Source organism: Hyphomicrobium sp. CS1BSMeth3 (assembly GCF_900117415.1).
Lineage (GTDB): Bacteria > Pseudomonadota > Alphaproteobacteria > Rhizobiales > Hyphomicrobiaceae.
Genome location: NZ_FPEI01000006.1, coordinates 65,794 through 77,581 on the forward strand (window position 1 = coordinate 65,794; position 11,788 = coordinate 77,581).

The following is an 11,788-nucleotide window of genomic DNA, read 5'->3' on the forward strand; positions in this document are numbered from 1 at the left end:
GCAACAAGTCCTTTTCTTCCTGCACATAAGCCATTGATATTTTGAGATTCCATGCTCCTGTTTTGCGATATAGGAAACATGCGAAACGGCCCTCGGGTTGGCGGAAAGGACCAGTGGCATGAGCTTGGATATCGGGGGGCGTCTTCGCTATGTGCGGCTGCTGCGCAACCTTTCGCAGCGCGAACTTGCAAAGCGCGCAGGGGTGACCAACTCGACGATCTCTCTGATCGAGGCCAATCGCGCAAACCCATCGATCGGCGCGTTGAAGCGCATCCTCGATGGCCTGCCGATCGGACTTGCGGAGTTCTTCGCGCTCGAACCGGAGCGGCCAAAAAAGGCCTTCTATAGCGCTGACGAGTTGGTGGAGATCGGCAAGGGACGCATTTCGTATCTACAGGTTGGCGACCGGCTGTTTGGTCGTGCTTTGCAGATTCTCAAGGAGCGCTACGAACCGGGCGCCGATACCGGACGCGTGCCCCTCGTGCACGACGGTGAGGAAGGCGGCATCATTCTGAGTGGACGCCTCGAGGTGACCGTCGACGACGAACGGCGTGTGCTCGGCCCCGGTGATGCGTACTATTTCGAAAGTCGCCGCCCGCATCGCTTCCGCTGCGTGGGGCCGGCGCCCTGCGAATTGGTCAGCGCGTGCACGCCGCCAACATTCTGACGGCTTGCGCTGGTGGATCGCTCACCAGGGCAGCTCAGTGCCGTCATAATTGAAGAAGCGACCACTCTCCGCCATCGTGAGGCCGGCAATTTGCTTGCGGAGGCCGGCGACGCTCTCTTCCGGAGAGATCTCGCCATTCGGGCCGCCCATATCGGTACGCACCCAACCTGGATGGAAAACAGTGCAGATCAAGCCATCGCCGCGCGTGTCGATCGACAGGGTTCGCCAGACGGCATTCAGCGCAGCCTTCGAAGAGCGATAGATATAGGTGCTGCCTGTTTCGTTGCACGCGATGCTGCCGAGGCGGCTCGACAGAGCAACGAGCTTGCGCTGCGAGCCGAGAAGCAAGTTCGGCCGAATGGCGCCAGCAACGGCGAGCGGTGCCATCGTGTTGATGGCGAGCACGTCTGCCCATGCCGTCCGGTCGATGGCCTCGGGAACCATGGTGCGCGGCCCCATTACGCCCGCACACAGCACGGCGACATCGATCGATTGGCCTTTGAGCGCGGCCGCAAGGGCATCGATGGAGGCCTGCTCGCGTACCTCGAGCGGATGCCATGTGATATTGCCGGCGGGCTGTTGATCGGATTTGCCTGCCCTGTTCGTGGCATGGACCGTCCAGCCTTCAGCGGCATACTGGCGGACAAATTCGAGGCCGATGCCTCTGCTTGCGCCCACAATCAAAACCGTTGGCATGTCGTTTCTTCCTTCATGAAGTGGTTCCGGTCGTGCCGGACGTTCGTTGGCGGAGCGCGTTGCGTGAGAGGGTAATCTGCGGCGTGTTTCAGTAGAGAGGTGGCGTGATGACCCACAGTGCGACGCACGGCACTGTGCCCGGATTTTCGAAGCGATGAGGCAGCGTGCTCGCAAAGCGGAAGGCATCGCCCGGCTGAAGCAAGGCGGACTCGCCTGCGACTTCGAGCTTCAGCGTGCCCTCGAGAATGGTGCCGGCGTCCTCTCCAGCGTGCGTGTAAGGCGCCTGGCCTGTCGAGCCGCCGGGCTGGATGGTGATGATGAGAAGCTCCAGTGCCCCCTCGCCGGGAGGGGACAGGAGTTCCTTGGTGATGCCTTGTCCCGCAAGCGAAAGAACGCGGCGGCTTGCCGGGCGAAGCAGCCATGAAGGCGTATTCGGCGGCGGCGTCGGCGAGTCGCTGAAGAACCAGCCGATAGGCACGGCGAACGTATCGGCGAGCCGCTGCAAGGTGCGAATGGAGGGCGACGAGAGGCCTCGCTCGATCTGGCTAAGCATGCCAACCGATGTGTTGGTCCGCTCGGAAAGGTCCGAGAGCGTCCATTTGCGCCTTTGCCTCATGAGGCGCAGCCGCTGCCCAACCTCCGGGACCGCCGCAGCGCGGACGGTTGGCTTGGCGTCTTGGGGCATCTCCTGCTTGATCATCTCATCGGACATCGGCGCTCTCCCCTCGAATCACGCTCATCTGTAGTGAATATTATAGACGTAATTTTTCAAAATGGTTGCATCAAGTCTGGTTCATGTTACTGTGCAGCATAGGTTGATTGTCCAGCGGAAGGTTTGATGATGGCGGATCGGAGCGGTCCTGCGGCAGATGCGCCCAAAGCCGGTTCGGCCTCTATTGCTACACCTCAATCCGCGGAGTTTCAGCACACTAACGAGGGCACGCTGGCGTCTGCGACGGTGCCCGCGAGTGGGGCCTACCCTGGCGAGGCGCCCCGAGCAAGTGCCGTGACTCGCGCGCAGGCCGCCAGTGAAGAGGAAACACCGCTTCAGCTCTTCTGGATCAACTTTTCGCAATCGTGGCTGGCCGTGTTCGGCTTGGCAGTCTTCTGCCTGATCATCCTCGCGGCTATTTTTGCGCCATGGCTATCGCCTCAGAATCCTTACGATCTAGCCCAGCTCAACATCCTCGATAGCCGCCTCCCGCCCGGTTCGCTGTCCAGCGAGGGGCATGTGCATTGGCTTGGGACCGATGACCAGGGGCGGGATCTCTACTCGGCCATTCTCTACGGACTGCGGATCAGTCTGGGCGTCGGCGTTGGCTCGGCGTTCATCGCTCTCATCATCGGCTGTACGCTCGGTCTCATTGCCGCCTATGCAGGTGGTCGAACGGACAGCGCCGTTATGCGCATCGTCGACCTGCAGCTCTCGTTCCCCTCGATTCTTGTCGCGCTGATGATCCTCGCCTTTCTCGGCAAAGGCGTCATGAACGTGTTGCTCGCTCTCGTGATCGTGGAGTGGGCGTACTATGCCCGCGTCGTGCGGGCGACGGCGCTCGTCGAGCGCGATCGTGAATACATGGAGGCTGCTGCCTCGCTGGCACTGCCGCGCTGGCGCATCATCTTCCGACATCTGCTGCCGAATTGCGTGCCACCCATGATTGTCATCGCGACGCAGCAGGTCGCGCGAGCCATCGCGCTCGAGGCGACGCTGAGCTATCTCGGTCTTGGCGTGCCCATCACCGAACCCTCGCTCGGCCTGCTCATCGCAAATGGCTACCAATACATGCTCTCGGGCCGATATTGGGTGAGCGTCTATCCTGGCGTTGCATTGCTGGTCACGATTATCGCGCTCAATCTCGTTGGTGATCAGCTCCGCGATGTCCTCAATCCGCGGCACCTCAAATGAAGCAACCTGTTCTCGAGGTCCGGGATCTCAAAACTCATTTCTTCAGCAGAGCCGGCGTGGTGCCGGCCGTCGATGGCGTATCGTTCAGCGTCAACGCCGGCGAGGTGTTGGGTCTCGTCGGCGAATCTGGTTCAGGTAAATCGGTCACGGGCTATTCCATCATGGGGCTCGTCGATCCGCCGGGCCGCATTCTCGGCGGAAGCGTGCTCTTCGAAGGCAAGGACATCACGAAGCTGCCCGAGGCGGATTGGCGTCAGCTTCGCGGTAATCGGATCGCCATGGTTTTTCAGGATCCGATGATGACGCTCAACCCGGTGTTACGCGTCGGCACGCAGATGGTCGAGACGATTGTGGCGCACAAGAAAATGCCGGGTCGCCAAGCACAGCAGCGCGCGCGGGATGTGCTCGGCATGGTTGGGATTCCGAGTCCGGAGGAGCGCTTATCTGCCTATCCTCATCAGTTTTCCGGCGGCATGCGCCAGCGCGTAGCGATCGCGATTGCTTTGCTGCTCGAGCCCGCGCTGATCATCGCCGACGAGCCGACGACCGCGCTCGACGTCACCATTCAGGCGCAGATTCTCTCTGAGATCCAGAAGCTGATCGGTGAGCATGGCACATCGCTCATTTGGATCACGCATGATCTGTCCGTGATCGCGGGGCTCGCGCACAGACTCGCTGTCATGTACGCAGGCCGGATCGTTGAGACGGGCGATGTGGACGATGTGCTGCGTGCGCCGCTGCACCCTTATACGCGTGGCCTCATTGGATGTGTTCCGAGCTCAAACCGGCGTGGACAGTTGCTCCAGCAGATTCCGGGCATGACGCCTAACCTGCTCAATCTTCCGAGCGGTTGCGCCTTCCAGGCCCGGTGCTCACGCGCCGACGGTGCTTGTACGGCGCCGCCGCCACTGTTTACGCGTGCGTCAGCTGGAGGCGCTTACTGTTTCCATCCGCACACGGGCGACGGCGCATGAAGTCAAACAATCCTTCTGCGATCAGCCTGCGCGGCGTCTCACGGCGCTTCGGTCAGCCCGCCAATATTTTCAAGCGGGCGCAGCGGAGCTTGAAACGCTTGCGCGGCGTGCCGGTCAGAAATGACGTCGTCTTCGCCGTCAACAACGTCGACTTCGACGTAATGCAGGGTGAAGTGGTAGGGCTCGTCGGGGAGTCTGGTTGCGGCAAGTCTACGCTCGCACGCCTCGCCGCAGGCATCCTGCCGCCGTCCGAGGGAAAAGTTTTGTTTCGCGGTACCGATCTGCGGACGCTCGATCGTGCCGAGATGAAGGACGTGAAGCTTAAGATCCAGCTGATCTTCCAGAACCCTCACGCTTCGCTCAATCCGCGCCTGCGTGCTGCCGACATCGTCGGCGAGGCTCCGCTCTGCCATGGGCTGGTATCGCGCGCTGACTACGAAAGCTACGTCGATACCCAGTTCCTGCGGGCTGGTCTCGATCCCAAGCTCAAGCGCCGGTATCCGCATCAGTTCAGTGGCGGCCAACGTCAGCGTCTCGGCATTGCGCGTGCGCTCGCCGTCCAGCCCGAGGTGCTCGTGTGCGATGAGGCCGTCGCTGCGCTCGACGTCTCCATTCAAGCGCAGATCCTCAATCTGTTCATGGAGCTCAGGTCACAGTTCAGCCTGACCTATCTTTTCATCAGCCATGACTTGGGCGTGGTCGAGCATCTCGCCGATCGCGTGGCGGTGATGTACCTCGGGCGCATCATCGAGGAGGCGCCGGTCGAGGAGCTGTTCAGTCGTGCGCAGCATCCCTACACACAGGCCCTGTTGGCCGAACGTCCGAGCATCGAAGGACGGGGCCGCCGCTTTGTCGCTATCAAGGGCGAGCTGCCGAGCCCGCTCAACCCGCCGACCGGGTGCCACTTTCATCCGCGCTGCCCACTGGCCATGCCGCGCTGCGCGCAAGAAGCGCCGCAGCTTCGCGAGATCGCGCCGAACCACCGCTCGGCCTGCCACCTGAACGACACCGCCTGATCCTCGTGGGCCAGGGTAGAGTAATGCGCTGGTGAAATTATTCGGTGAATATTTTCAATTCTGTTGCATTCTGCTTAGGGGACGAGTAGCGTGATGATGAAAGAAGCTCAGGAGGACGACAGATGAGGGTCGGGATCGAGGTGGGGGGGACGTTCACCGATCTCGTTGCTGTCGACGGCGGGAAGCTGCGTGTGTTCAAGGTGCCGAGCACGCCACGCGCACCAGACGTCGGGGCTTTCAACGCGCTCTCGGCTGCGGGGATCGATCCAGCGCAGGTGACTGATCTCGTGCATGGCTCGACCGTCGCTACAAACGCCATTCTGGAGCGCCGGGGCTCGAGAATCGCGTTCGTCACGACCCGCGGGTTTCGTGACATCCTCTTCCTTCAGCGCCATGACCGGCGCAGCATTTATGATCTGCGCTATGCGAAACCCGAGCCGCCGGTGAAGCGGCGCGACTGTTTCGAAGTGCTCGAGCGCATCGACGAGAACGGCAACATCGTCGTGCCTCTCGACGAGGAGGCCGTGCGGAACGAGTTGCTCCCGGCCTTGACCAACGGAGATTACGAAGCGGTCGCGATCTGTCTGCTGTCATCTTACGCATCGTCGGCGCACGAAGCGCGATTGCGCGACTTGATCGTGCAGGCGATGCCCGGTCTGAGAGTGGCGTGTAGCCACGAGGTCGCCGGCGAGTTCCGCGAGTTCGAACGGGGGACGACCACTTCACTCTCCGCCTACGTGCAGCCGGTCATCGACGGCTATCTCGATCGCTTCGAGAAGAAGCTTGCGGAGGCGGGCTTTCGCGGTGATTTCAGCATTATGCAGTCGAACGGCGGCCGCATTCCGGCAATTGCCATGCGGCGCAACTCCATCGCGGCTCTGTTCAGTGGTCCTGCGGCGGGAGTGGTCGGTGCGATTCGTCAGGCGCAACGCTCCAACTGCCGCGATCTCATCACGTTCGATATGGGTGGAACTTCCACCGACGTCAGCCTCGTACAGGATGGTGAAGCGGCGCTCGCCCCTGAGACGGAGGTGGATGGCCTGCCTGTGCGCACGCCGGTGCTCGATATCGTTTCCGTCGGTGCGGGCGGCGGCAGTCTCGTCTGGGTTGATGATGGCGGCATGCTGCGCGTCGGACCGAAGAGCGCAGGGGCTCAGCCTGGCCCGGCCTGCTATGGGCGGGGCGGCACCGAACCGACCATCACAGATGCTCACGTCGTTCGCGGGACCATACGCGCCGAAGGCTTTCTTGGCGGCACGATGAAGCTCGACAAGGGCGCGGCGCATCGCGCGTTCGAAGGCATCGCGGCTCGCTTTGGCATGAGCGTGCCCGAGGCGGCAGCGGCGGCGATCCGGCTGGCGGTTGCGAATATTGTTCGAGCCATCCAGATCGTATCGACGGAGCGCGGGCGCGATCCGCGGGCCTACGCGCTCGTCCCATTTGGCGGTGCCGGTCCGCTGCTTGCTGCTGAGATCGCTGCGGAGCTCAGCATCCGGGAGGTTCTGGTGCCGCCTAATCCCGGCGTCATCTCGGCGCTCGGCCTGTTGTCGGCGGACTACGTCAAGGTCTACACCACGACGCGGCGCATGCGTCTCGGCGAGGATGTGCCCGACAAGCTGCGCGAGGAGCACGATCGCTTCCAGCGGCTCGCTGCCGAAGAGTATCGATCACACAATCTGGCCGGGACGCTCGATTGTTCGCTCGAGGCTGACATGCGCTATGTCGGTCAGGCGTTCGAGATCGCTGTGCCGATCGATCTGCGATCGATCGACCGCTTGAGCGTTGCCGAGCTCACCGCGAGCTTCAACGAGGTTCACCGCCGCGTCTATATGCACGGCGGCGAGCCCGGACGGACGATTGAAGTGGTGGGGTTGCGCTTCAGTGCCCGTCAGCGGCTGGAAGAGATGCCGGTCGCACAGGAGCGCGAGGTTGCCGAGCAGAGCGTGCGCGAAGTCGCCATCCGTGGTTCCGGCGGCGAGGATCTGAATGCGCGTATCGTTCCGGCATCGCGTCTGAAAGTTGGCGCGCAGATTGAGGGCCCAGCCCTGATCGAAGGCTACTCGTCAACCACTTGGGTTCCGCCGGGCTGGATCGCTGAGCGCGACGCCAGCAACAACACCTGGCTGAGGAAGAAGAGCTGATGTCGCTCGATCCCGTAGAATACGCCATCGTCAGCCAGTCGCTGCTCGCTGCGGCGCGCGAGATGGGCGTAAAGCTCATTCGCTCGGCCTATTCGACCATTCTGCGTGAAGCGCGAGACGGATCTGCAGCGATCCTTGACATCAACGGGCACACGGTCGCGCAGGCAGAGCTCATTCCGATGCAGCTTGGCACGATCGGGCAGATCTTCGCCCCGTGCGCCGCCCTGCATCCGCCGGAGACGCTCGAGGAAGACGACTTCCTGATCATCAACGATCCCTACTCGGGCGGACAGCATCTCCAGGATGTCTTCCTGTTTCACCCGATCTTCTTCAAAGGGCGCATTCTCGGCTTCGCGGCATCGGTTGCGCACCATCTGGACCTTGGGGGAGGCAGCGCCGGGCTCAACCCCAATGCGGGGGACGTCTATTCCGAAGGCCTGATCATTCCGCCGATGAAGCTCAACGCGAAGCGCGATTGGCACGGCGGCGGTTTCGAGCGACTGCTGCGCGCCAACGTGCGTGTGCCGCAGCAGACAATGGGTGATTTTGATGCCCAGATCGCAGCCAACCATGTCGGCGCGCTGCGCGTGCAGGAATTGGCCGAGCGGTACGGCGTTGAAACCTTGCTTGAGACCATGGGTGCGCTTCAAGACTATTCGGAAGCGCGCATGCGGGCTGCCATCCGCAACATTCCCGATGGCATCTATCTCGGCGAGGATGCCGTCGACGACGATGGCATCAGTGACACACCACTCGCGGTCCGTGCGACGGTCACGGTAAAGGGCGATTCGCTCGCCGTGGATTTCACAGGCACGGCGGCGCAGGTGCGGACCAATCTCAACGCCCCTTTCGCCTCGACGGTATCGGCAACTGTCTCGTGCGTGAAGGCGGCGCTCAGCGATCCCGACATTCCGTTCAATCACGGCGCGATGCGCCCCATCACCGTGACGGCGCCGAAAGGTTCCATTCTCAATCCGCATCATCCGGCGGCCGTGCGCGCGCGCATGGAAGCGTGCTCACGCGCGTGGGACGCGACCATGAAAGCGTTGTCCAAGGTCGCGCCGGAGCGCGTGGTGGCGACCGGCTATGACACCACCACGGCATTCTGCCTGTCGCACCTTGGCCCCGGTGGCTGGTCGGTTTCCCTCGAGATCTTCGGTGGTGGACTCGGTGCTGCGTCCGACAAGGATGGCTGCGACGCTGTCGACAATCCGCTGTCCAACTGCGCCAATACGCCGACCGAAGCGCTGGATCAGGATTTTAGCTTCTTCCGTTTGCTCGAGTATTCCCTGCGGCCGGATAGCTGCGGCATCGGGCGCCATCGCGGTGGCGTCGGCTTCACGCGTCGTTACGAGATCCTTGAGGATGGCGTGAAGCTCGCGCTCTACTCCGATCGCTTCACGCGTCCGGCTGATGGCCTGTTTGGTGGCCATGCCGCTGCGACGGGCTACTGCGAGATCATTCGCGGCATCGAGCACGTTCCGGTCAAATCCAAGTTTGCTGGCGAGCTTTGCAAGGGCGACATCGTCGCCATCTCACTCGGTGGTGGTGGTGGCTATGGCGATCCCGCGTCGCGCCCGGTCGAAGAGATCGAGGAGGATGTCAAGGATGGCATCATCTCGCGCGCCTGCGCCGATCGTTGGCACGCGCCGGTAAAGGAGTAGATGCCATGGGCGCGTCGTCCGCAGCGAGCTTTAAGCAGTCGCTTTGGTACGAGACCGCCCAGGAGCCTGCGATCCTTGGGACGTCGTTCCCAGGCTCGATGGACGTCGATGTTGCCATCGTTGGTGGCGGCTTTGCTGGTTGTTCGGCTGCTCTGACGCTGGCTGAAAGCGGCGCCTCCGTCGCGCTCTTCGAATCCCAGGAGATCGGCTTTGGCGCCTCCGGTAGGAACGGCGGCCAAGTCATTCCGGGCGCGAAGTATGACCCGAGCGAACTCATCGCGAAGTTCGGCCAGGAGCGCGGTGATGCGATCGCTAACGCTGTCGGTGGCGCACCAGATCTCGTCTTCGATCTGATCACGCGGCACGACATCTGTTGCTCGCCGAAGCGCGCCGGCTGGATACAAGCTGCACACGCGCCTATGGCGTTGAAGCGCGTACTTCAGCGCGCCGAGGAATGGCGCCAGCGGGGTGTCGATGTTGAGGTTCTGGACGCTGCGACACTAGCGAAGCGCACAGGCGTGCACGGCTACTGCGGTGGATGGCGTGATCCGCGGGCTGGAACCATTCAACCGCTCAGCTTCGTGCGCGGTCTAGCGCGCGCGGCCATTGCCGCCGGTGCTCAGATATTTCCTCAGAGCCCTGTGCGATCCATGAAGCAGGAGGAGGGGCGCTGGCTGCTGACCCTGCCGCAGGGTGAAGTTCGCGCACGAGCGGTCGTGGTCGGGACGGATGCCTACTCCGACGACCGGCTTGTGCCAGGTCTCAGCCGCTCGCTGCTGCTCGTGCAGAGCATTCAGCTCGCGACCGAAGTGCTCCCGGACGAGCTCGCGAAGCGCATTCTGCCCGGCGGCGAATGCATCTCCGAGACGCGGCGCCTTGCCTTCTATTTCCGGCGCTCTCCCGATGGCCGTCTGGTCTTCGGCGGTCGCGGCGCAGTGGGGGATGCGCTCCGGCCGAACCTCTTCGACAGCTTGCTCGGCGCCATGAAGCGCATGATCCCCGAGCTCGCCGACATCAAGATCACGCATCGCTGGTCGGGGCAGGTCGGTCTGACACTCGATGGCTTGCCCCACATTCACGAACCGGCACCGGGCTTGTTCGTAGGTGGGGGCTATAACGGCCGAGGGATCGCATTGGCCACGCTCATGGGGCAGTGGCTTGCATATCGGGCGCACGCTGGCACGCCGCCGCCGCTCGAGCGCACGAAGTTGGCACCCATACCCTGGCACGCGGCGCGCAAGCCCATTATCGCCGCCGGCATTGCCTGGGCGTGGACGCAGGATCGCATGGGTTTCGGTTCATAGTGGCAGCGCCGAGATCGCTCCACGGCGCACCGGCATTGGGAGGATCGGATGAACAACTCGCCCCGCCAGATGAAGCTCGGCGCTTTCATTTATCCGACGGGGCACCACGTCGCCGCCTGGCGCCATCCGGACTCGCAAGCTGACGGCGGGGTGAATTTCAAGCACTACATTGAGCTCGCGCAGACCGCGGAGCGCGGCCTCTTCGATATGATGTTTCTTGCCGATGTCCTGTCGGGCGTGACGCGGCAAGGCGAGCCCGTCACCACCGCAGCGCGCGGCTCCCACTTCGGTCACTTCGAGCCTCTGACGTTGCTCTCCGCACTTGCCGCTGTGACAGAGCACCTGGGTCTCGTCGCCACGATGACGACGACGTACAACGAGCCGTATCACGTCGCGCGGAAGTTCGCGTCGCTCGATCTCATCAGTGGCGGACGCTCGGGTTGGAACCTCGTCACTTCCGCCAACACCGACGAAGCGCTCAATTTCAGCAGTCCTGCGCATGCTCTCCACGCTGACCGCTATGAGCGCGCCAGAGAGTTCGCACACGTCATCCAGGGCCTGTGGGACAGCTGGGATGAGGACGCCTTCACCCGCGACAAGGCGTCGGGTCTTTTCTTCGATCCGACCAAGATGCGCACGCTCAATCACTCGGGGAAGCACTTCAGCGTGCGTGGACCACTCAATGTCCCGCGCTCGCCGCAGGGCGCGCCTGTGCTCGTTCAAGCGGGCTCGTCGGATGACGGCAAGGACCTCGCGGCGGAGACGGCGGAAGTCGTCTTCACCGCACAGCAGAAATTGGAAACTGCTCAGGCCTTCTATGCCGACGTCAAGGAGCGGGCAGCGCGCTACGGCCGGGCGCCCGATGACATCAAGATCATGCCCGGAGTGCTTCTCATCGTTGGGCGCACGGAAGAGGAAGCACGCGCGAAGTATCATTCGTACCAGGAGCTCATACATCCTGACGTCGGCCTGATGCAGTTGTCGAGGTCGGCGGGTGTCGATCTCAGCGGCTACGATCTCGACGGTCCGATGCCGCTCACTATCGACGTGCAGGGTCCCAAGAGCCGCTTCGCCCTCATATCGAAACTTGCCACCGATGAAGGGCTGACCATTCGGCAGCTCTACATGCGTCTTGCCGGAACGCGCGGCCACTGGCTGCTGGTCGGCTCTCCGGCACAGATCGCCGACGAGTTCGAAGAGTGGTTCGTCAAGCGCGGCGCGGACGGCTTCAACATACTGCCGGCGCTCGTTCCGACGGGCCTCAACGACATCGTCGATCTGCTCATCCCCGAGCTGCAGCGGCGCGGCCTGTTCCGTCGTGCGTATGAGGGGCGCACGCTGCGCGAGAACCTCGGGCTGAGAAAGCCGTCCAATGGCTGGCGGTTCGCCGCCGGCACTCAGGCGCAACGGACAGCATAGA

Annotated in this window: 10 protein-coding genes; 8 read left to right on the plus strand and 2 right to left on the minus strand. The window is 62.8% G+C overall.

What is annotated here, in order from left to right; all coding sequences use genetic code 11:
• Positions 1-118: 118 nt before the first annotated feature.
• Positions 119-667 (plus strand): cupin domain-containing protein, encoded by a 549-nt coding sequence (locus CS1BSM3_RS15445; RefSeq protein ID WP_072388380.1) that lies wholly within the window; start codon positions 119-121, stop codon positions 665-667.
• 21 nt (positions 668-688) lie between these two features.
• On the opposite strand, the gene CS1BSM3_RS15450 is transcribed toward CS1BSM3_RS15445, so the two are convergent.
• Both CS1BSM3_RS15450 and CS1BSM3_RS15455 read right to left on the minus strand, forming a co-directional pair.
• Positions 689-1,363 carry an SDR family oxidoreductase gene (locus CS1BSM3_RS15450; RefSeq protein ID WP_072388382.1) on the minus strand — a complete coding sequence of 225 codons (675 nt, stop codon included), beginning with the start codon at positions 1,361-1,363 and terminating at the stop codon, positions 689-691.
• 88 nt (positions 1,364-1,451) lie between these two features.
• Positions 1,452-2,075: a helix-turn-helix domain-containing protein gene (locus CS1BSM3_RS15455; protein WP_083528633.1), complete on the minus strand. Its 624-nt coding sequence runs from the start codon at positions 2,073-2,075 to the stop codon at positions 1,452-1,454.
• Between the two features lie 294 nt (positions 2,076-2,369).
• Here CS1BSM3_RS15455 and CS1BSM3_RS15460 point away from each other — a divergent pair, with 294 nt between their 5' ends.
• The 7 genes from CS1BSM3_RS15460 (at position 2,370) to CS1BSM3_RS15490 (ending at position 11,787) form a co-directional block, all read left to right on the plus strand.
• Positions 2,370-3,269: an ABC transporter permease gene (locus tag CS1BSM3_RS15460; RefSeq protein WP_072388384.1), complete on the plus strand. Its 900-nt coding sequence runs from the start codon at positions 2,370-2,372 to the stop codon at positions 3,267-3,269.
• Positions 3,266-4,243, plus strand: a complete 978-nt coding sequence (locus CS1BSM3_RS15465; protein WP_072388386.1) for an ABC transporter ATP-binding protein — start codon at positions 3,266-3,268, stop codon at positions 4,241-4,243. Before CS1BSM3_RS15460 ends, CS1BSM3_RS15465 begins: the two co-directional genes overlap by 4 nt.
• Complete coding sequence (locus CS1BSM3_RS15470; protein ID WP_072388388.1) at positions 4,240-5,259, plus strand: ABC transporter ATP-binding protein; 1,020 nt, start codon at positions 4,240-4,242, stop codon at positions 5,257-5,259. Before CS1BSM3_RS15465 ends, CS1BSM3_RS15470 begins: the two co-directional genes overlap by 4 nt.
• Positions 5,260-5,381: 122 nt before the next feature.
• The gene (locus CS1BSM3_RS15475; RefSeq protein WP_072388390.1) at positions 5,382-7,400 is read left to right on the plus strand and encodes a hydantoinase/oxoprolinase family protein; all 2,019 of its coding nucleotides are present in this window, start codon (positions 5,382-5,384) and stop codon (positions 7,398-7,400) included.
• Positions 7,400-9,064, plus strand: coding sequence for a hydantoinase B/oxoprolinase family protein (locus tag CS1BSM3_RS15480; protein ID WP_072388392.1), 1,665 nt, complete (start codon positions 7,400-7,402; stop codon positions 9,062-9,064). Before CS1BSM3_RS15475 ends, CS1BSM3_RS15480 begins: the two co-directional genes overlap by 1 nt.
• Before the next feature lie 5 nt (positions 9,065-9,069).
• The gene (locus tag CS1BSM3_RS15485) at positions 9,070-10,368 is read left to right on the plus strand and encodes an NAD(P)/FAD-dependent oxidoreductase (protein ID WP_072388394.1); all 1,299 of its coding nucleotides are present in this window, start codon (positions 9,070-9,072) and stop codon (positions 10,366-10,368) included.
• A gap of 48 nt (positions 10,369-10,416) precedes the next feature.
• Positions 10,417-11,787 (plus strand): LLM class flavin-dependent oxidoreductase, encoded by a 1,371-nt coding sequence (locus tag CS1BSM3_RS15490; protein WP_072388396.1) that lies wholly within the window; start codon positions 10,417-10,419, stop codon positions 11,785-11,787.
• Position 11,788: the final 1 nt, after the last annotated feature.

Coding starts and splice junctions, on each gene's coding strand:
- CS1BSM3_RS15480 (WP_072388392.1), top strand. CDS start 7,400: ATGTCGCTCGATCCCGTAGAATACGCCATCGTCAGCCAGTCGCTGCTC.
- CS1BSM3_RS15445 (WP_072388380.1), top strand. CDS start 119: ATGAGCTTGGATATCGGGGGGCGTCTTCGCTATGTGCGGCTGCTGCGC.
- CS1BSM3_RS15475 (WP_072388390.1), top strand. CDS start 5,382: ATGAGGGTCGGGATCGAGGTGGGGGGGACGTTCACCGATCTCGTTGCT.
- CS1BSM3_RS15465 (WP_072388386.1), top strand. CDS start 3,266: ATGAAGCAACCTGTTCTCGAGGTCCGGGATCTCAAAACTCATTTCTTC.
- CS1BSM3_RS15490 (WP_072388396.1), top strand. CDS start 10,417: ATGAACAACTCGCCCCGCCAGATGAAGCTCGGCGCTTTCATTTATCCG.
- CS1BSM3_RS15470 (WP_072388388.1), top strand. CDS start 4,240: ATGAAGTCAAACAATCCTTCTGCGATCAGCCTGCGCGGCGTCTCACGG.
- CS1BSM3_RS15455 (WP_083528633.1), bottom strand. CDS start 2,075: ATGTCCGATGAGATGATCAAGCAGGAGATGCCCCAAGACGCCAAGCCA.
- CS1BSM3_RS15450 (WP_072388382.1), bottom strand. CDS start 1,363: ATGCCAACGGTTTTGATTGTGGGCGCAAGCAGAGGCATCGGCCTCGAA.
- CS1BSM3_RS15485 (WP_072388394.1), top strand. CDS start 9,070: ATGGGCGCGTCGTCCGCAGCGAGCTTTAAGCAGTCGCTTTGGTACGAG.